Raw genomic sequence first — 319 nt, 5'->3', positions numbered from 1 at the left:
CGTCATGATTATGCGTTAAAGCCTTTTGACCGCACTGTTATGAATGAGCTTGCAGATAACGGGATTGATTCCATTGCACTTGGGAAAATTTCTGACATTTATGATGGAGAAGGTGTAACAAAAGCGATTCGAACGGTATCCAATGATGACGGCATGGAGAAATTACTTGAGACAATTCGTAAGCCTTTTACTGGGTTATGCTTTTTAAATTTAGTAGATTTTGATGCAGTATATGGACATCGCCGTGATCCAATTGGTTATGGAAAAGCATTAGAGCAATTTGATCGCCAACTTAAGCAGGTAATGGAAGAGCTTAAAG

General features: G+C 38.9%; 1 pseudogene. It reads left to right on the top strand.

Annotated features, from left to right (window positions below):
* Positions 1-319, top strand: a pseudogene (locus tag KH400_RS23750) (phosphopentomutase); the annotation flags it as partial.

This window comes from Desertibacillus haloalkaliphilus (assembly GCF_019039105.1).
Lineage (GTDB): Bacteria > Bacillota > Bacilli > Bacillales > KJ1-10-99 > Desertibacillus > Desertibacillus haloalkaliphilus.
Note: the sequence above shows the minus strand (reverse complement) of the source record. Positions and strands in the feature narration are given on the sequence as shown.